Below are 17,486 nucleotides of genomic sequence, written 5' to 3'. Positions count from 1 at the left end.
TTCCCTTCAGGTGGTGGCCTGCGCGGGCAGGTCGGCGGACGACTGCGGGCGGCCGGTGCCGGCACGCAGGGTGAGGACCATGGTCATGCCGCCGCCCGGGGTGTCCTCGGCATCCAGGGTGCCGCCCATCGCCTCGACGAAACCGCGGGCGACGGCCAGCCCCAGGCCGACGCCGGAGCCCCGGGGGGCGTCGCCGTAGCGCTGGAAGGGTTCGAAGATCCGGTCCTTGTCGCTGTCCGGGACGCCCGGACCGCGGTCGGTGACCCGCAGCTCCACGCGGTCGTGCAGGGCGCTGGCCGAGACCTTGACCCGGCGTCCGGGCGGGCTGTACTTGACAGCGTTCTCGACGACGTTGGCGACCGAGCGCTCCAGCAGGCCGGGGTCGACCGCGACCATCGGCAGCGTCTCGGGGACGTCCAGCACGACGCTGCCGTCCGGTACCCCGCCGAGCGCGCGGGGCACCACCTCGTCGAGGTCGGCCTCCCGGATCAGCGGGGTGACGGTGCCGGTCTGGAGCCGGGACATGTCGAGGAGGTTGCCCACCAGGTGGTCGAGCCGGTCGGCGCCGTCCTCGATGCCCTCCAGCAGGTCCGCCTCGTCCTCCTTGGACCAGGCGACGTCGTCCGAGCGCAGCGAGCTGACGGCGGCCTTGATGGCGGACAGCGGGGTGCGCAGGTCGTGGCTGACGGCAGCCAGCAGGGCGGTGCGGATACGGTTCCCCTCGGCCAGGGCACGGGCCTGCTCGGCCTCCCCGACCAGCCGCTGCCGGTCCAGCACGCCCACCGCCTGGGCGGCGAAGGCGGCGAGCACCCGGCGGTCCTCGGCGGGAAGCCGGCGACCGGCCAGCACGAGCATCCGGTGGTCGCCGACGGGCATGTCCACCTCGCCGTCCTCCGGACGCGTCATCCGGCGCCCGTCGACGGGGGCGCCCACGCTGCCCGCACAGGTCCACCCGCCGTGCTCCCTGGGCCGCTCCAGCAGGGCCACCGCGTCCATCGCGAAGGTCTCCCTGACGCGTTCCAGCAGGGCCTCCAGCGAGTCGTCGCCGCGCAGCACGCTCCCGGCGAGCACCGCCAGGATCTCCGACTCCGCCCGCAGCCGGGCGGCCTGGTCGGTACGGCGCACCGCGAGGTCCACGACGGACGAGACGGCGACGGCCACGACGAAGAAGATCACCAGCGACACGGCGTTGCGGGGGTCGGTGACGGACCAGGTGCGTTCCGGGTGGGTGAAGAAGAAGTTCAGCAGCGCCGAGCACACCGCAGCGGAGGCCAGTGCCGGAAGCATGCCGCCGACCAGGCCGGCCGCGATGGTGAGCGCCAGGAAGACGAGCACGATGTTGGCGAAGCCCAGGTGCGGCTGCGCCGCGATCAGCGGCCAGGCGAGCAGCCCGGGTGCGGCGACGGCCACGAGCCAGCCCGCGGCGATCCGCGGCGCCCCGAAGCGGGTGCCCCTGGCGACCGGCAGCCCCCGGCCCTTGGCGGCCTGCTCGTGGGTGACGATGTGGACGTCCAGGTCCGGCCCGGAGTCCCGGGCGACGGTGGCGCCGACGCCGGCGCCGAACACGTACTGCCAGGACTTCCGGCGGCTGGAGCCGAGCACGATCTGGGTGGCGTTGACGCCGCGTGCGAAGTCCAGCAGCGAACGGGACACGTCCTCGCCGATGACGTGGTGGAAGGTGCCGCCGAGGTCCTCGACCAGGTTGCGCTGGACGGTGATCTCCTTCGGCGACACCGGGGCGAGCCCGTCCGAGCGGGCGATGTGCACGGCGAGCAGCTCGCTGCCCGAGCCCTTGGCGGCCATCCGGGCGGCCCGCCGGATCAGCGTGCGGCCCTCGGGCCCACCGGTGAGGCCGACCACGATGCGCTCCCTGGCCTGCCAGGTGGACCGTATGGAGTGCTCGCTGCGGTACTGCTGGAGGTACTCGTCGACGCGGTCGGCGGTCCACAGCAGCGCCAGTTCGCGCAGCGCGGTGAGGTTGCCGGGGCGGAAGTAGTTGGACAGGGCGGCGTCGACCCGGTCCGGGCTGTAGACGTTGCCGTGTGCCATCCGGCGGCGCAGCGCCTGCGGGGTCATGTCGACGAGTTCGATCTGGTCCGCCCGGCGTACCACCTCGTCGGGCACGGTCTCGCGCTGCCGCACCCCGGTGATGGACTCGACGACGTCCCCCAGCGACTCCAGGTGCTGGATGTTGACGGTGGAGACGACGTCGATCCCGGCGGCGAGCAGTTCGTCGACGTCCTGCCAGCGCTGCGCGTTGCGGGAGTCGGGGGCGTTGGTGTGGGCCAGTTCGTCGACCAGTGCGACCCGCGGTGCCCGGGCCAGCACCGCCGCCACGTCCATCTCGCCGAAGGCGCCGAGGCGCGAGGCGGGAGCGGCGGCCCCCTCGGGGTCGAAGGAGTCGGCCGGGACGCCTCCGGGGGCGGCCGGGGCCGCGGCGTACCGCCGGCACTGTTCCAGGCCGTTCAGCAGCTCTGCGGTCCGCGGGCGGTCGTGGTGCTCGACACAGCCGACCACCACGTCCGAGCCGCGTGCGCTGCGCCGGTGCCCCTCGGCGAGCATCGCGTAGGTCTTGCCCACGCCGGGTGCCGCGCCCAGGTAGATCCGCAGCGTTCCGCGTCGTGTCATGGGTCCATTCTGACCACACGGAAGAACGAGCGGGGTGGTGCGGTCCGGTGCCCCGGGCCGGGGCGTGCCCGGCCGCCCTCGCCCGGTCGGAGCCGTGCCACGCGATGCGCGACGACCGCCGCGACGAGCAGGGCGGGGCACCGCGAGGGCGACCAGGGCGACATCGGCCATCGGCGAGGGACCTCCGGTGCGGGACAGGGCTCGGCGGCCGTCCCGGCCGCGGTCCCGAGTCAACACCGGTGCGGCGGGGCCGCCCGCCGCCTTGACGCGTTCCTCACGCGCCCCGGGCGCGCCTTGACGCCGTCCTCGCGCTCCGCCCGGCCCCCGCGCGGGCCGGGCCCCGAGCGGGGTCCGGCCCGTGGGCGCCGGGGCGCGGCAGGAGGCCGGGCGTGCCGTCAGCGCACCTCGGTGGTCTCCGGGCCGCGCTGGAGCTTGTCGATGCCGCCGGCGAACCGGGAGCCCGTCTCGGCGTCGTCCTGCTGGACGCCGTCGGGCACCATCTGGGCGTCGTTGGGCAGCTTCAGGACGATCGGGTCCCGGGGCGCCATCGGCGCGTCCCCGCGGACGACGACCGCGTCCTTGAAGATCTGCTCCAGCAGTCCGGCGGCCTGCGGCTGCACCGCGCCCTGGCCGGAGATGACCCCGCGCAGGAACCAGCGCGGTCCGTCGACGCCGATGAAGCGGACCACCTGGACGCCGTTCTTGCCGTCCGGGAGCTGGACGGGGACCTGGGCCCGAAGCTCCCAGCCCAGCGGACCCTCGACCTCGTCGATGACGCCGCCCTGCTGAGTGATGCCGGAGGCGATCTCCTCGCGCACCTCGTCCCACAGCCCCTCGCGCCGGGGAGCGGCGAACGCCTGGAGCTGGATGGCGCTGTCCCGCAGGACGACCGTCGCGGCGACGATGGCGTCCCCGGCGACCTCGACCCGCAGTTCCATGCCCTCGACACCGGGGACGAACACGCCCCCGAGGTCCACCCGGCCCTTGTCCGGTTCGCTGACCTCGGAGAGGTCCCACGGGCCGTCGGGGCGGGGTGCCGGTGGCAGTTTCACCCGCGCCGCGCCCCCGGCGCCCTCCTCGGCCGGGGTGCCCTCCGCCGAGTCCTCGGCGTCGGTGTTCCTCTCGTCCGGGGCGCCTTCCGGCTTCCCGTCCCGCTTGCGACGTCCGAACACGTCACTGTCCCTTCAGGTCGGTGCCGTCGTCGGCACTGACCGCAGCGTATTGATGATCCTGTGCAGTCGTACTGCCCGCATCGGCCCCAGCGGACCCGCCGGCGTGGCCGCCGGTGGAACCGAGGCCTCCCGCGCCCCGCGCCGATCCGGGCAACTCCCCCACTTCGTGGAAGCGCACCTTCTCGATCTGCTGGACGACCAGTTGGGCGATGCGGTCGAACCGTTCGAACCGAACGTGCCGGTGCGGGTCGAGGTTGACCACGATCACCTTGATCTCTCCACGGTACCCGGCATCCACCGTACCGGGGGCATTCACCAGCGCGACGCCGAAGCGGGCGGCGAGCCCGGATCGGGGGTGCACGAACGCGGCGAAGCCGTCCGGCAGGGCGAGGGCGATCCCGGTGGGCAGCACGACACGTGCTCCGGGGGCCAGGTCGTGCGCCTCGGTGGTCCGCAGATCGACCCCGGCGTCTCCCGGGTGCGCGTACCCGGGCACCGGCACCTCCGGGTCGAGCCGGCGGATCAGGACGTCCACCGGACCGCCGGGGCTCACGGGCCCGCCTCGAAGACGCGCCCCTCCGCGAACCGTTCGGGGTCGTCCATGACGGCGCGGAGCTCGTCCTCGCGGCCGTGCGCGACGAAGTGCTCGACCTTGACCTCGACGAAGAGGGCCCGGGCACGCACGGCGACGGGACCGTCCGGTCCGTCGAGGTGGCCGGTGGCGGTGCTGTAGATCTTGCGGCCGTGCACCGCGGTGGCCCGGGCGTGCAGGTGGAGCTCGGTGCCGACCGGCACCGGCAGCAGGAAGTCGGTCTCCAGGCGGCCGGTCACCGCGATGACGTGCATCAGCCAGCCCACCGAGCCGAGGACCTCGTCGAGCGCGGCGGACAGGACTCCGCCGTGGGCCAGCCCCGGCGCTCCCTGGTGCTCGGGGCGGACGGTGAACCGGGCCGTCAGCCCGACGCCCTCGGCCGCCACGCGGTCCAGCCGCAGCCCGTGCGGCTGGGCGCGGCCGCAACCGAAGCACTGGTCGTAGTCGGAACCGATCGGCTCGCCCGGCGCGGGCGCATCGGGGTGCCGCACCGGCGGGCGGGCGCCCTCGGGCGGTGTCAGCGAGGTATTCACAGCAGTCACGTCAGGAGACCCTACCGCCGCAGGGCGGCCCCCGGCAGCGGCCGCCGCGAGGGCGCGGGGGCCGCGTGCCAAGCTTGTCGGCATGCAGGGATACGACGAAAGACTCACCGCTCCGCGCTCCTGGTGGCTGATGGCGGGCCTCGCGGGCGTGACGGCCGGCCTGGTGCTTCTCCCGCTCGGCCTGGTCCCGATGCTCGCCGGGCTGGTCGCCGGTTGTGCCGTCGCAGCGGTACTGGTCAGCGCGTACGGGTCGGTGCGGATCCGGGTCGTGGCGGATTCGCTCGTGGCCGGGGACGCCCGGATCCCGCTCAGCGCGCTGGGCCGGGCGACCGCGCTGGACGCGGAGGAGGCGCGTGCCTGGCGCAGCCATAAGGCGGACCCGCGTGCGTACATGGTGCTGCGCGGCTACGTGCCGACCGCGGTGCGGGTGGAGGTCGTCGACCCCGACGACCCCACGCCGTACGTCTACCTCTCGTCGCGCCGCCCGAAGCGCCTGGCGGCGGAGCTGGAGTCCGGCAGGGCCGGTTGAGGACTCGCCTCCAGCGCCTCCCAGGGGACCTGCCGCCCGCGCAGGTCGGCGCGGATGTGCTCGGCCAGCTTCCGGGTGTCGCGCCGGTTCATCCAGGCGCCCGCCGCCGCGCCGACGAGGAAGGGCGTGAGGTTGGGCAGATTGCGCACGGTGCGCTTCCACACCGTGCGCCGCAGCTGCCGGTGGAGCTCCCTCGAACGGAGGCCGAAGGCGGCGGTGATCCCGGTCGGCACGGCGGGGTCGATGCCGCGCTCGGCGGACCAGGAGCGGAGGAGGGCCAGGCCGCGACTGCTCGCGGACCCGGGCGGCCGCACGCCGTAGACCTCGTGCAGTTCGGCCACGAGCTTCAGCTCGATCGTGGCCACGCCGACGATCTCGGCGGCGAGTTCGGCGGGCATGGCCGGCGGCACCGGCAGCATGGCGGCGGCGCCGACGCCGGCGCCGACCGTGGCGGAGCCCTTCAGCGCCGCCGCGACCAGGCGGTCGGCGATCTCCTCGGGGCCCAGCCCCGGGAACTGCCGGCGCAGAGTCGCGAGGTCCCGTACCGGAATGCGCGGTGCGATGTCGATCAACCTGTCGGTGACAGCCCCGAGAAACACCCGCTGGTCGGTTCGGTCGTCGGGTTTCCGGTCTCCCACCGAGGGCTCGGCATCGCGGCGGCGCCGCAGGACGCCGCGCCCCCGGGCACGGCGCTTTGCGAGCGAGGCCTCTCCGCCTCGCTCGGCATCACGTGCGTCATCGGCCGTCATACGCGGCTTCCGCTGCGCAGCGGTTCAGGCCGCGCAGTCGCGGCAGATGGGGTGGCCGTTCTTCTCCTCGGCGAGCTGCGACCGGTGGTGCACCAGGAAGCAGCTCATGCAGGTGAACTCGTCCTGCTGCCGGGGCAGCACCCGGACGGACAGTTCCTCGTTGGAGAGGTCCGCACCGGGCAGCTCCAGTCCTTCCGCCTGCTCGAACTCGTCCACGTCGACGTTCGACGCGGCCTTGTCGTTCCGGCGTGCCTTGAGCTCCTCGATGCTGTCCTCGTTGGCATCGTCATCCGTCTTGCGTGGAGTGTCGTAATCCGTCGCCATGTCGCTCTCCCCCTCTGGGTGTCTGTGGTGTCTCAGCGCAGGTAACGCGCGGGGGGTCGGACTTTGTGCCCGACCCGAGGCGGAGATTTTGCCTCACATCAAGGCCTGTTACTCAATCGACACCCGACCGGGCCCCGGACGGGGTGATCGGGTGAGGTGCCGAACAGGCCGTTTCCTCCTCGAACCAGCAGGCCGAGGCCGCCACCTGGTGGGGATTTGACAATCCCCACCTGCGGAAACCTGCGATTTCGGGCACTTTTCCCGAACTGTGCAGTCACGCAGGGTAAAGGGCCAAAAATCGGTTGTGCGATCGATCACAACCCGGCACGGCGGCGGACGCACCGGCGGGATTTCGCACATTGCGTACATTTCTTACCTCTTGATCGGCAGGACGCACTGTCCCACGAGTGGGGGCCCGGCGCATGCCGGTTTCAGACCGGCAGCCTGACCCGGATCACGAGACCTCCGTCCTCCCGGGGCTCGGCGACGATCGCCCCGCCGTGCGCCCTGGTCACCGAGCGCACGATGGACAGCCCCAGTCCGACCCCCTTGTCGCTCCCGGTGCGCTCGGTGCGCAGCCGGCGGAACGGCTCGAAGAGGTTGTCCACCTCGTACGCGGGAACCTGCGGCCCGGTGTTCTCGACCGTGAGGACGGCGCCTCCCGGTACCGCCTCCGTGCCGACCGACACCCAGCCGCCCTCCCGCACGTTGTAGCGCACCGCGTTCTGGACCAGGTTGAGCGCGATCCGTTCCAGCAGTACCCCGTTGCCCTGTACATACACCGGTTGCCGCACACCGCGCAGCCGGACCCCGCGGCTACCGGCCTCCGCCCGGGACTGCTCGACGGCCTGACCCGCCACCTCCGCGAGGTCGACCGGCTTGCGGTCCACGATCTCGTTCTCGCTGCGGGCGAGCAGCAGCAGCCCCTCCACCAGCTGCTCGCTGCGCTCGTTGGTCGCCAGCAGGGTGCGCCCGAGCTGCTGCACCTCCACGGAGGCCTCCGGATCGGAGAGCTGGACCTCCAGCAGCGTGCGGTTGATCGCCAGCGGGGTGCGCAGCTCGTGGGAGGCGTTGGCCACGAAGCGCTGCTGCGCGGTGAACGCCCGGTCGAGACGGTCGAGCATGTCGTCGAAGGTGTCCGAGAGCTCCTTCAGCTCGTCGTCCGGGCCGTCCAGCTCGATCCGACGGTGCAGGTCGGCCCCCGCCACCTGCCGGGCGGTGCGGGTGATCCGTCCGAGCGGCGAGAGGACGCGCCCGGCCATCACGTACCCCAGGGCGAAGGCGGCGACCGCAAGCCCCAGGAGCGCGAGCAGGGAGCGCTGCAGCAGTGTGTCCAGGGCCAGCCGCCGCTCCAGCTCCAGGCAGCTGTTCAGCGCGGCGCTGAGGTCCTCCCCGGTGCCGGTGGTGGGCAGCTGGCAGGTGGCACTGCTGACCTGGATGTTCGTCCCGGTGATCCGGAAGGACAACTGGTTGCCGTTCTCCAGCGCCTCGGCGGCGAGCAGGTAGATCAGCGTGAGCAGCACCATGCCGGCGATCAGGAACATCCCGCCGTAGAGCAGCGTGAGCCGTATCCGGATGGTCGGCCGGAGCCAGGGGTAGGAGCGCGGCGCCGGCAGCGGGTCCCAGCTCGGCTTCGGCGGGGTCCCCGGCGGGTTCGCGGGCGGGGCGGGGTGGGGCGGCGGGGCGGAGGCGGTCATGGGGTTCTCAGATGCGGTAGCCGGAGCCGGGGACCGTCATGATCACCGCGGGTTCGCCCAGCTTGCGGCGCAGTGTCATCACGGTCACCCGGACCACGTTGGTGAACGGGTCGGTGTTCTCGTCCCAGGCCTTCTCCAGCAGCTGCTCCGCGGAGACCACGGTGCCCTCGCTGCGCATCAGGACCTCCAGCACCGCGAACTCCTTCGGGGCGAGCTGGATCCGCTCGCCGTCCCGGAAGACCTCCCGGCGGTTGGGATCGAGCCTGATGCCCGCGCGTTCCAGCACCGGGGGCAGCGCGGCCGTGGTGCGGCGGCCCAGGGCCCGCACCCGGGCGGTCAGTTCGCTGAACGCGAACGGCTTGGGCAGGTAGTCGTCGGCGCCGATCTCCAGCCCTTCGACCCGGTCGCTGACGTCCCCGGACGCGGTGAGCATCAGCACCCTGGTCGGCAGGCCCAGCTCGATGACCTTGCGGCAGACGTCGTCCCCGTGCACCAGGGGGAGGTCCCGGTCGAGGACGACGACGTCGTAGTCGTTCAGATCGACCCGCTCCATGGCGGCTGCGCCGTCGTAGACGACGTCGACGGCCATCGCCTCGCGGCGCAGCCCGGTGGCCACGGCGTCAGCGAGCAGTTGCTCGTCCTCGACGACGAGTACGCGCACGGCGCGGTCCTTCCTGTGAGCACTCTCGGATGTGGCCCCCATCCTGCCCCGAACGCTGGTAAACCGGCGGTAAGGGGCGAGGTCCCCGCACCCGGGCGGAATTTCGTCCGGCTTGAGGTTTCTCTGAGGAACGGTGCGGGGAGAACACCGGAACACCCGCGATCACGCCCTGCAAGGCGGCATGCCGACTGCGCTGCCGACCGACACCAGGGGCCACGCCGTGATCGATCCCTCCCGGCACACCCCCGTGCCGCCGAACCGAGACGAGGGGGCGCCCCATGGACGCGTTCACCGCAGGCCTTCTGCAGCGCATAGAGAGCACGGAGAACGATCTGCACCATGCCCGCGAGTCCGGCGACGACTTCCTCGTGGAGGTCGAGCAGGGCGAACTCGACGATCTGCACCGCCTCGCCTCCGAGTACGGCGTGGAGGTCGGCGTCGCGAGCTGAGGCGCCGCGGCCGCCTGCCGGCCCTTCCGCACGTGGCGCTGCCCCCGCCCGGCGCGGCCGTGCTGGTCAGTCGTGCCAGGCGCCATACGCGTCCAGCATCGGCTGCAGGACCTCGAAGACCCCCGGGGAGGCGGCGACGACCAGGTCTGGCCCCACCGGCTCGCCCGGGCGGCCACCGGTGCGGGCACCCGCCTCCCGGGCGATGAGGTCGCCGGCCGCATGGTCCCAGGGCTGGGTGCCGCGCTCGTAGTAGCCGTCCAGCCGCCCACCGCCCACGTCGCACAGGTCCAGCGCCGCGGCCCCGAACCGCCGGATGTCCCGCACCTGCGGGAGCAGCCGGGCGGCCAGCTCCGCCTGGACGGCGCGGCGGCTGCGGACGTAGCTGAAGCCGGTGCCGATCAGGGCCTGGTCGAGCGGCGGGGAGGGCCGGCACCGGATCGGCTCCCCGTTGCGCAGCGCGCCGCCGCCCCGCACCGCCTGGTGGACCTCGCCGCGCGGCGGGCAGTCGACCACGCCCACGACCGTCTCCCCGTCCCGTTCGGCGGCCACGGACACGGCCCAGTTCGGCAGCCCGTAGAGGTAGTTCACGGTGCCGTCCAGCGGGTCCACGATCCACCGGACACCGCTGGTGCCCGCGGTGCTCGCGCCCTCCTCCCCCAGCACCCCGTCGTCGGGACGGCGCTCGGCGAGGATGCCGACGATCAGCTTCTCGGCGGCCACGTCCATCTCGGTGACCACGTCGATCGGGCTGGTCTTGGTCGCCGCGACCTCCAGGTCGGCGGGGCGGCCGTCGCGCAGCAGCTCACCGGCGCGTCGCGCGGCCTCCCGGGCGACGTCCAGCAGTTCGGTCAGGAGCGGTTCGTCGGACACGAAGGGTCCTTCCGGATCACAGGTAGGGGCTGTCGGCGCCCGCCGCGGCGGGCCGGGGCGCCCGGGCGGGACAGCAGCCGATCGGGCAGAGGTCGTGGGAGGGGCCGAGCCCGCCCAGGGCGCAGCGCCGGGGGTTCGCGCCGCGCTCGGCCGCCGCACGCTCCAGGACCAGGTCGCGCACGGCGGCGGCGAACCGGGGGTCCGCACCCACCGTCGCGGACCGGACGACCGGGAGGCCGATCTCCGCAGCCGCGGCCACCGCCTCGGTGTCGAGGTCGAAGAGGACCTCCATGTGGTCCGACACGAAGCCGACCGGGATCATCACGGCTGCCGGGACCCCCGCGTCCGGCAGCGTCCGCAGGTGGTCGCAGATGTCCGGCCCCAGCCACGGGGTGTGCGGGGAGCCGCTGCGCGACTGGTACACCAGCCGCCACTCCCGCTCCGTACCCGTTCGCTCCCGGACCGCCTCCGCTACGAGGCCGGCCGCCTCCAGGTGCTGCGCCACGTAGGCGCCACCCTCGCCGTGCACGTCCAACGGACCCGCGGTGTCGGCCGCGGCGGTGGGGATGGAGTGCGTGGTGAAGACCAGTTGGGCGGCGGACCGCACCTCGGCCGGCAGCGCGTCGAGCGACCTGACCACGCCGTCGGCGACCGGTTCCAGGAACCCCGGGTGGTTGAAGTAGTGCCGCAGCTTGTCCACCCGGGGCAGTTCGCCGCCCTCGGGCAACTCGCCCTCCAGCGTACTCAGGGCATCCGCGAGGTTCTCCCGGTACTGGCGGCAGCCCGAGTAGGACGCGTACGCGCTGGTGGCCAGGACGAGGATGCGGCGCCGGCCGTCGCGGACCATCTCACGCAGCGTGTCCGTCAGGTAGGGCGCCCAGTTGCGGTTGCCCCAGTAGACCGGCAGGTCCAGTCCGTGCTCGGCGAAGTCCTTGCGCAGGGCGCCGAGCAGTTCGCGGTTCTGGGCGTTGATCGGGGAGACGCCGCCGAAGAGGTAGTAGTGCTGCCCCACCTCCTCCAGCCGCTCCCGCGGGATTCCGCGTCCCCGGGTGACGTTCTCCAGGAAGGGCACCACGTCGTCCGGTCCCTCGGGACCGCCGAAGGAGAGGAGCAGCAGGGCGTCGTATGGGTGGGGTCGCTCGTCGGCCATGCCTTCGATCCTGCCACCCGGTGCCGCTCCCGCCGCCGACGCCCCACCCGTGTCGGCCGGCGACCCGCCCGGCGCTCCGCTCGAAGTCCTCCGCGTCCCCCTGCGCAGCGGGGCGGCCGTGAGTATGATCCCCCTCCACCGGTCGGGAACCCCGCGCGCCCCGCCCGGCAGCGGGGCCACGGGGGCCCGGCGGTGCCCGCCGACGGCTCGCCGGCTCCCCGGCGACAGGAAGGGAATCGGATGGTCGGGATCCGGACGCGCAGCACCCGTTCGGCGGGGACCTGGCACAACTGGGCCGGCACGGCCACCTCCCGTCCCCTGCGCACCGTGGCGCCGTCGACCACCGAGGCGCTCGCGGAGGTCGTCCGCCGGGCCGCCGAGGACGGACTGCCGGTGAAGGCGGTCGGCACCGGTCACTCCTTCACCGGCGTGGCCACCACCGGTGGCGTGCTGATCCGCCCGGAACGGCTGTGCGGGGTCCGGGACATCGACCGGGCGGCCGGCACCGTGACGGTCGCCGCGGGGACTTCGATGGAGCAGCTCAACGAGGTGCTGGCGGGCGAGGGTCTCTCGCTCACCAACATGGGCGACATCATGGAGCAGACGGCCGCCGGTGCCACGAGCACCGGGACGCACGGCACCGGGCGGGAGTCGGCCTCGCTGTCGGCCCAGATCACGGCGCTGGAGATGGTGACGGCGGACGGGTCGGTGCTGCGCTGCTCGGCCACCGAGAACGCGGAGGTCTTCGCCGCGGCCCGGCTCGGCCTCGGTGCGCTGGGCGTCGTCACCGAGCTGACCTTCGCGGTCGAGCCGCTCTTCCTGCTGCACGCCAGGGAGGAACCGATGCGGCTGGACGAGGTCACCGCCCGCTTCGAGGAACTGGCCACCGAGAACGAGCACTTCGAGTTCTACTGGTTCCCGCACACCGGCAGGTGCAACACCAAGCGCAACAACCGGGCGGCCGGCCCGGCCCGTCCGCTCCCCCGGGTTCGCGGCTGGGTGGACGACGAACTGCTCTCCAACGGCGCCTTCCGGGCGGCCTGCTCGCTGGGCCGGGCGGTGCCGGCGGTGGTGCCCTCGCTCGCCCGGGTCTCCAGCCGCGCGCTGTCCGGGCGCACGTACACCGACATCCCCTACCGGGTGTTCACCAGCCCACGCCGGGTGCGCTTCGTGGAGATGGAATACGCGCTGCCCAGGGCGGCGGCCGTGGACGCACTGGGTGAGCTGCGGTCAATGGTGGAGCGCTCCGACCTGCGCATCGGCTTCCCGGTCGAGGTGCGCACCGCTCCCGCCGACGACGTGACGCTGTCCACGGCCAGCGGCCGGGAGTCCGTCTACCTGGCGCTGCACGTCTACCGCGGCAGCCCGCACGAGGCCTACTTCACCGCGGCGGAACGGATCATGACGGCCCACGAGGGGCGCCCGCACTGGGGAAAGCTGCACAGCCGGGACGCGGAGCAGCTGGCGCGGGTCCATCCCCGGTTCGGCGAGTTCACCGCGCTGCGCGACCGGCTGGACCCCGGCAGGCTGTTCGGCAACGCCTATCTGCGCCAGGTGCTGGGCCCCTGACGAAGGCCCGGACGCCCCCTCGCCGACCCCCGGCGCCCCCGGGCGGCGCCGGCGTTCACTCGCCGGTGTCAGGGAGAGGGGCCTCCTGTCCCCCGTCCGGGTTGCTTCCATCGTCCCCGGTGGCCTCGCCGCCGTGACCGGTGCCGTCCGGCTCGCCCTCGGACGGCACTGACGGCGTCCCCGGTGGGACGGAGGGATCGGGGGTCGTCCCGGCGTCCGGTTCCCGGTCCCCCTCGTTCCCGGTGCCCTCGGAGCCGGTCCCGGGCCCGGTGCTGTCCGGAGCCGGCTCCGAGGGGGCCGACGGCCCTTCGGTACCGCCGCCGGTGCCGTCGTCACCGGGTTCTCCCGGCTGCCCGTCCGGGCCCTGCTCCGTACCGCCACCCCCGTCCTGCTGCGGACCCACGATGTCGCTGAGGGAGGTGGTGCCGTCCTTGCCACCGGAGACATTGGTGCCGGACGCGGCCTCGTAGAGAGTGATCCCGCCGATGGCGATCGCGAACACCAGAGCGGCGGGGAACGCCAACCGGAGCACCCGGCCGCGCCGGCTGCCGTGGGTGCTCGGCGCGCCGAAGTCGTCTACGTCGGAGCCGGGCTGCGGAGACAGCGCCCCGGTACGGCCTCCGCCCGCGGAGGGTGGTGCCGCCGGGACGCTGCCGAATCCGCGGGCGCCGCCCGGCCGGAGGACGCGCGGCGAACCGGGGGCGCGGGTCCTGGCCTGCGCCGCGGCGGTGCGGACCTGGCTGCCCGTCCGGTGGAAGAAGTGCTGGAGAACGGGACCGCCGGTGGTGGCGACCACGCTGATCAGCCCGGCGCCGATGAAGGTGCCGTACACGCCGAGGCGCCCCGCGATCAGGGCGGCGATCACCGCCGCGACGGCACTCGCCGCGACCTGTGGGACGGTGACGTCGATCTTCTTCGTCTCCGCCGACTCCTCCGCTTTCGGGGTCTGCTGGTTCCTGTCCATCTCCGCCTCGGCTCGCACAACCTGGACCGTGCATCGCCTGGTGGGACCGACGAGAGGGGACGATAGTTCCGGTTCCGCCGCTTCTGTGAAGATCCCCACTTCCGGACCCCCGGGGCCGCGCCACGCGGGGGCCGACCGAACGCACGTGCCTCTCGACTGCCGAGGAAGCCAGGAAGTTCAGTGGCGCGGCGCCCCACCCGGGTGGCCCTAATGGAGTAGTGTGACGAACCCTGGCCTCGGTCCCGCCCGGCCCGTGTAGCACGGAGTGATCACGCCCGTCACTCTGAGTGGCCAACCGGTAACCGTGCCACAGCGGCGCATCGGGACGCAGGCCCGACACGCGGTTGGAAGTCGGCAAGGTTGTGGCAAGCTGCACCCGGGCAGGCCACACTCGTCCAACGGGAGCAGCGACGCACGTGACGTCGGCAGGCACCACCCGGGAGGTAACCATGCCCGAATTGCGCGTCGTGGCGGTCAGCAACGACGGCACCCGGCTGGTGCTCAAGGCTGCCGACAGCACCGAGTACACGCTGCCCATCGACGAGCGCCTGCGTGCGGCGGTCCGCAACGACCGCGCGCGGCTGGGTCAGATCGAGATCGAGGTGGAGAGCCACCTCCGCCCCCGCGACATCCAGGCCCGGATAAGGTCCGGGGCCACCGCCGAAGAGGTCGCCCAGCACGCCGGCATCCCGGTCGACCGGGTGCGGCGGTTCGAGGGCCCGGTCCTCGCCGAGCGCGCCTTCATGGCCGAGCGCGCCCGGAAGACACCGGTGCGCCGCCCCGGCGAGAGCACCGGCCCGCAGCTCGGCGACGCGGTCGCCGAGCGCCTGCTGATGCGCGGAGCGGACAAGGACACCGTTCAGTGGGACTCCTGGCGACGGGACGACGGCACCTGGGAGGTGCTGCTCGTCTACCTGGTCGCGGGCGAGGCCCACGCGGCGAGCTGGACCTTCGACCCACCGCGACGGCAGGTACAGGCGGTCGACGACGAGGCACGGGCGCTGATCGGCGAGACCGACGACAGCCCGGAGCCCAGTTTCCCGTTCGTCCCCCGGATCGCCCGGCTGCCCCGCGACCGGGACGGCGAGGGGGCCGAGCCGGGCGCCCGTGCCGAACTCCCCGGGCGGGCCCCGGACGAGGAGCGCGACTCGCTGACGAGCCTGCTGGAGGCGGTGCCCAACTTCCGCGGCGACATGGTGGTGCCCGAACCCCCCGCCGTGGAGGTCGAGGAGGAGACATCCGAGGCGACCGCCGAGGTGGAGGAGGCCGAGGAGGTCGATCCGCCGGCGACCGCGGCAGGCGCGGGCTCGGCGTACGCGGACATCCTGATGCCCCGCTCGGTGGGCGGTCACCGCGACCGGTTGACCGGGAACACCGACCGCCAGGCGGAGGCGGACGGCGTACGGCCCAACAGGCGGGCCGCGGTGCCGAGCTGGGACGAGATCGTGTTCGGCACCCGCCGGAAGAAGGACTGACCACCCACCCCGCCCGTCCGCGGGAGCGGGTCGGCACCGCATCGGCACCGCATCGGCGCCGGGCCGCGCCCGCTGCGGGCCGCCGGGGCTCAGCCGGGCTGCGCCCCGGTGGCCACCGGCCGTTCCCCGTCGTGACTCCACTCCGACCAGGAGCCGACGTAGAGCGAGGCGTCGACTCCCGCAAGCGCCAGGGCCAGCACCTCGTGCGCCGCGGAGACACCCGAGCCGCAGTACACGCCCACCTCGGCGCCGGGCGCGGCTCCGAGTGCACGGAACCGCTCCGCGAGTTCCGCCGCCGGGCGGAAGGTCCCGTCCGGCTGTACGTTCTCGGTGGTCGGCGCGTTCACCGCGCCCGGGATGTGCCCGGCGGCCGGATCGAGCGGCTCCGACTCACCCCGGTACCGCTCCCCGGCCCGGGCGTCCAGCAGGGTCGCCCGGCGGGCCAGCGCGGCAGCGCCGTCAGCGTCCAGTACGGCGCCGGGGCCCGGACGCGGGACGAAGCCGCCGGGCTCCGGCTCCGGCACCTCCGTGCTCAGCGGCCCGCTCCAGGCGGCCAGTCCGCCGTCCAGCACCCGTACGTCCCGGTGCCCCGCCCACCGCAGCAGCCACCAGGCGCGGGCGGCGGCCCAGCCCTGCCCCGCGTCGTACACCACCACCGGCCGCACCCCGCTCACCCCGGCCCGGCGCATCGCCGCGCCGAAGACCTCCGGCTCCGGCAGCGGGTGCCGCCCCCCGGGTCCGGGCGGGGCCGCCAACTCCGCGTCGAGATCGACGAACACCGCGTCCGGCAGGTGGCCGGAGAGGTAGGCGGGACGGTCGGCGGTACCCGGGGGCTGCCAGCGGACGTCGAGGAGTACGGGCGCCGAGGCGCGGTCGGCCGATTCGGCCAGGAGTCGGGAGGCGGTGATGAGGGGTGTCATGCGGGCATTCTCCCGCAGCGCACCGGCACCGCGGGACAGCGAATCCGGGAGGGAGCAGGAGATTCGCGGCGCAAAACGACAATGCCGCCGAAACCCTTCAATCCTCTGACCTGCTGCATGAAACTTGGGCAGGCCGGGGACAGGAACTCTCGGAGAGTGCGAGCATCGACACCCAGCGCATCTCCGAGCATTCCCACGACCACACCGATGAATGCCCGAGGAGACAACGAACATGACCGAGGCAACGACTCGGCACAAGCCGGGGACGCCCTGCTGGGCGAGCCTCTTGGTGCACGACCTCACCGTCGGGCAGAAGTTCTACGGGGAGCTGTTCGGCTGGGAGTTCCGCGAGGCGGCCCAGCCGGTCGGACTGTACGTGCGGGCGCGCTTCGGCGACCTGGAGATCGCGGGCCTCGGTGAGGTCCACCACGGCCTCTCCCTGCCCGTGACCTGGCTGCCGTACCTGGCCACCGACGACGCCGACCGCACCTGCGCGGTGATCAGGGAGCGCGGCGGCACCGTCGGCGTCGGACCGCTGGACTCCGAGCACACCGGCCGGATGGCGATCGCCTCCGACCCCAGCGGCGCCGCCTTCGGCGTCTGGCAGGCCATCGCACCGCTGGGCGCGGCACCGGACGGCCGCCTCGGCACGCCGGTGTGGGACGAGCTGGTCACCCGGGACGCCGCCGCAGCCGCCCGGTTCTACCGCAGCGTCTTCGACTACAAGATCGTGCCGGTCGAGACGTCCGGCGGCAACTACCTGACGCTGGAGCTCGACGGTCGGCCGGTGGGCGGCATCCGCGGCGTCGGCGACGCCCTGCCCCGCGACCGCGGTCCGCACTGGACGACGTACTTCGCGGTGGCCGACACCGACGCCGCTGCCGCACGAGTGCGGCAGTTGGGCGGCGCGGTCCTGCGCGAGCCGCGCAACTCGCCGTACGGCCGGTTGGCGCAGGTCACGGACCCGGAGGGCGCGCCGTTCGCGATCATTCGGCTCGACGACCCCCGGGACGCCGTCGACCGCCCGCTCCGCACCCCCTGAGCCGACTCCCCGCCACCTCGCCGGACCGCGCGCCGGCGGGGGCGGCCGGGGCGAGCGGCACTCGGGGGCGGCCCCGCGGACGGGGTCGGAGGCTGCGACCCCGGGAAGAGCCGGGTGCGCGGAAGTCGGTGGTGACGCCGAAGGCGAAGACGC

General features: G+C 73.6%; 17 protein-coding genes. 5 read left to right on the top strand and 12 right to left on the bottom strand.

The window, feature by feature from the left end:
- Positions 1 to 6: 6 nt before the first annotated feature.
- The 4 genes from H300_RS0115290 to H300_RS27070 form a co-directional block, all read right to left on the bottom strand.
- A complete protein-coding gene (locus tag H300_RS0115290; RefSeq protein WP_028428134.1) occupies positions 7 to 2,628 on the bottom strand; it encodes an ATP-binding protein in 2,622 nt (873 codons plus the stop codon).
- Positions 2,629 to 3,023: 395 nt separating this feature from the next.
- Positions 3,024 to 3,800, bottom strand: a complete 777-nt coding sequence (locus H300_RS0115285) for a DUF3710 domain-containing protein (protein WP_028428133.1) — start codon at positions 3,798 to 3,800, stop codon at positions 3,024 to 3,026.
- A gap of 1 nt (position 3,801) precedes the next feature.
- Positions 3,802 to 4,353 carry a dUTP diphosphatase gene (gene dut / locus H300_RS0115280; RefSeq protein ID WP_028428132.1) on the bottom strand — a complete coding sequence of 184 codons (552 nt, stop codon included), beginning with the start codon at positions 4,351 to 4,353 and terminating at the stop codon, positions 3,802 to 3,804.
- Positions 4,350 to 4,934 carry a PaaI family thioesterase gene (locus H300_RS27070; RefSeq protein ID WP_051270066.1) on the bottom strand — a complete coding sequence of 195 codons (585 nt, stop codon included), beginning with the start codon at positions 4,932 to 4,934 and terminating at the stop codon, positions 4,350 to 4,352. The genes dut and H300_RS27070 overlap by 4 nt, the downstream gene beginning before the upstream one ends.
- Positions 4,935 to 5,016: 82 nt before the next feature.
- On the opposite strand from H300_RS27070, the gene H300_RS0115270 reads away from it, so the two are divergent.
- Complete coding sequence (locus H300_RS0115270) at positions 5,017 to 5,463, top strand: DUF3093 domain-containing protein (RefSeq protein ID WP_028428131.1); 447 nt, start codon at positions 5,017 to 5,019, stop codon at positions 5,461 to 5,463.
- Here H300_RS0115270 and H300_RS27065 read toward each other — a convergent pair.
- The 4 genes from H300_RS27065 to H300_RS0115250 all read right to left on the bottom strand — a co-directional run bounded on the left by H300_RS27065 (position 5,400) and on the right by H300_RS0115250 (position 8,894).
- Positions 5,400 to 6,212 carry a hypothetical protein gene (locus H300_RS27065; RefSeq protein ID WP_078516022.1) on the bottom strand — a complete coding sequence of 271 codons (813 nt, stop codon included), beginning with the start codon at positions 6,210 to 6,212 and terminating at the stop codon, positions 5,400 to 5,402. The genes H300_RS0115270 and H300_RS27065 overlap by 64 nt on opposite strands.
- A gap of 24 nt (positions 6,213 to 6,236) precedes the next feature.
- A complete protein-coding gene (locus H300_RS0115260; protein ID WP_028428130.1) occupies positions 6,237 to 6,536 on the bottom strand; it encodes a DUF4193 domain-containing protein in 300 nt (99 codons plus the stop codon).
- A gap of 431 nt (positions 6,537 to 6,967) precedes the next feature.
- Complete coding sequence (locus tag H300_RS0115255; protein ID WP_028428129.1) at positions 6,968 to 8,233, bottom strand: sensor histidine kinase; 1,266 nt, start codon at positions 8,231 to 8,233, stop codon at positions 6,968 to 6,970.
- 7 nt (positions 8,234 to 8,240) lie between these two features.
- The gene (locus tag H300_RS0115250; RefSeq protein ID WP_028428128.1) at positions 8,241 to 8,894 is read right to left on the bottom strand and encodes a response regulator transcription factor; all 654 of its coding nucleotides are present in this window, start codon (positions 8,892 to 8,894) and stop codon (positions 8,241 to 8,243) included.
- A 278-nt stretch (positions 8,895 to 9,172) separates the two neighbouring features.
- Here H300_RS0115250 and H300_RS31875 point away from each other — a divergent pair, with 278 nt between their 5' ends.
- Positions 9,173 to 9,343, top strand: coding sequence for a hypothetical protein (locus tag H300_RS31875; protein ID WP_199779195.1), 171 nt, complete (start codon positions 9,173 to 9,175; stop codon positions 9,341 to 9,343).
- Positions 9,344 to 9,409: 66 nt separating this feature from the next.
- Here the strand turns inward: H300_RS31875 and H300_RS0115240 are convergent, their stop codons facing one another.
- On the bottom strand, positions 9,410 to 10,213 hold the full coding sequence (locus tag H300_RS0115240; RefSeq protein ID WP_028428127.1) for an inositol monophosphatase family protein: 804 nt from the start codon (positions 10,211 to 10,213) through the stop codon (positions 9,410 to 9,412).
- 16 nt (positions 10,214 to 10,229) lie between these two features.
- Positions 10,230 to 11,363, bottom strand: coding sequence for a ferrochelatase (locus tag H300_RS0115235; protein WP_028428126.1), 1,134 nt, complete (start codon positions 11,361 to 11,363; stop codon positions 10,230 to 10,232).
- 240 nt (positions 11,364 to 11,603) lie between these two features.
- On the opposite strand from H300_RS0115235, the gene H300_RS0115230 reads away from it, so the two are divergent.
- A complete protein-coding gene (locus tag H300_RS0115230; RefSeq protein WP_037980470.1) occupies positions 11,604 to 12,932 on the top strand; it encodes a D-arabinono-1,4-lactone oxidase in 1,329 nt (442 codons plus the stop codon).
- A gap of 55 nt (positions 12,933 to 12,987) precedes the next feature.
- Here the strand turns inward: H300_RS0115230 and H300_RS29335 are convergent, their stop codons facing one another.
- A complete protein-coding gene (locus H300_RS29335; protein WP_051270065.1) occupies positions 12,988 to 13,914 on the bottom strand; it encodes a hypothetical protein in 927 nt (308 codons plus the stop codon).
- Positions 13,915 to 14,312: 398 nt separating this feature from the next.
- On the opposite strand from H300_RS29335, the gene sepH reads away from it, so the two are divergent.
- Complete coding sequence (gene sepH, locus H300_RS0115220) at positions 14,313 to 15,371, top strand: septation protein SepH (RefSeq protein WP_078516021.1); 1,059 nt, start codon at positions 14,313 to 14,315, stop codon at positions 15,369 to 15,371.
- 89 nt (positions 15,372 to 15,460) lie between these two features.
- Here sepH and H300_RS0115215 read toward each other — a convergent pair whose 3' ends face one another.
- Positions 15,461 to 16,291 (bottom strand): sulfurtransferase, encoded by an 831-nt coding sequence (locus tag H300_RS0115215; RefSeq protein ID WP_028428123.1) that lies wholly within the window; start codon positions 16,289 to 16,291, stop codon positions 15,461 to 15,463.
- Positions 16,292 to 16,523: 232 nt separating this feature from the next.
- Between H300_RS0115215 and H300_RS0115210 the strand changes: the two genes are divergently transcribed.
- Positions 16,524 to 17,333 carry a VOC family protein gene (locus H300_RS0115210; RefSeq protein ID WP_028428122.1) on the top strand — a complete coding sequence of 270 codons (810 nt, stop codon included), beginning with the start codon at positions 16,524 to 16,526 and terminating at the stop codon, positions 17,331 to 17,333.
- Positions 17,334 to 17,486: the final 153 nt, after the last annotated feature.

The sequence above is a fragment of the Streptomyces sp. TAA040 genome, assembly GCF_000424845.1.
Note: the sequence above shows the minus strand (reverse complement) of the source record. Positions and strands in the feature narration are given on the sequence as shown.

What these genes read in the sequence shown, in the direction of transcription:
- H300_RS0115290 (WP_028428134.1), bottom strand. Translation starts at nt 2,628, where the DNA reads ATGACACGACGCGGAACGCTGCGGATCTACCTGGGCGCGGCACCCGGC.
- H300_RS0115270 (WP_028428131.1), top strand. Translation starts at nt 5,017, where the DNA reads ATGCAGGGATACGACGAAAGACTCACCGCTCCGCGCTCCTGGTGGCTG.
- H300_RS27065 (WP_078516022.1), bottom strand. Translation starts at nt 6,212, where the DNA reads ATGACGGCCGATGACGCACGTGATGCCGAGCGAGGCGGAGAGGCCTCG.
- H300_RS0115260 (WP_028428130.1), bottom strand. Translation starts at nt 6,536, where the DNA reads ATGGCGACGGATTACGACACTCCACGCAAGACGGATGACGATGCCAAC.
- H300_RS0115255 (WP_028428129.1), bottom strand. Translation starts at nt 8,233, where the DNA reads ATGACCGCCTCCGCCCCGCCGCCCCACCCCGCCCCGCCCGCGAACCCG.
- H300_RS31875 (WP_199779195.1), top strand. Translation starts at nt 9,173, where the DNA reads ATGGACGCGTTCACCGCAGGCCTTCTGCAGCGCATAGAGAGCACGGAG.
- H300_RS0115235 (WP_028428126.1), bottom strand. Translation starts at nt 11,363, where the DNA reads ATGGCCGACGAGCGACCCCACCCATACGACGCCCTGCTGCTCCTCTCC.
- H300_RS0115230 (WP_037980470.1), top strand. Translation starts at nt 11,604, where the DNA reads ATGGTCGGGATCCGGACGCGCAGCACCCGTTCGGCGGGGACCTGGCAC.
- H300_RS0115215 (WP_028428123.1), bottom strand. Translation starts at nt 16,291, where the DNA reads ATGACACCCCTCATCACCGCCTCCCGACTCCTGGCCGAATCGGCCGAC.
- H300_RS0115210 (WP_028428122.1), top strand. Translation starts at nt 16,524, where the DNA reads ATGACCGAGGCAACGACTCGGCACAAGCCGGGGACGCCCTGCTGGGCG.